1 protein-coding gene is annotated in these 239 nt (G+C 58.2%); it reads left to right on the top strand.

Translation table 11 applies throughout. From position 1 onward, the window contains the following. On the top strand, window positions 1–239 hold a 239-nt coding region (locus B7449_RS16555), incomplete at both ends, for a hypothetical protein (protein ID WP_048883852.1).

Raw genomic sequence — 239 nt, 5'->3', positions numbered from 1 at the left:
GCTATCGCGCTGCTCAAGGAGATCGAAGAAGCAGATCGAAACGCCTTGTCCCCCGAACAGATCGTCCTGTCACGCTTCACCGGCTTTGGAGCAGGCGAACTGGCGAACAACCTGTTTCCATCCGAAAGCGATAGCGCCCGCCCAGGCTGGGAAGAGATTGGCGAGGCGATCCACACCTCCACGACAGACATTGAGAGGGCAGGACTGAAGCGCGCGACACAATATGCGCATTTTACCCC

It is taken from the genome of Komagataeibacter intermedius TF2, from assembly GCF_000964425.1.
Classification (GTDB): domain Bacteria; phylum Pseudomonadota; class Alphaproteobacteria; order Acetobacterales; family Acetobacteraceae; genus Komagataeibacter; species Komagataeibacter intermedius.
The sequence above is the reverse complement of the archived record's forward strand: the minus strand, read 5'-3'. Positions and strand labels throughout refer to the sequence as shown.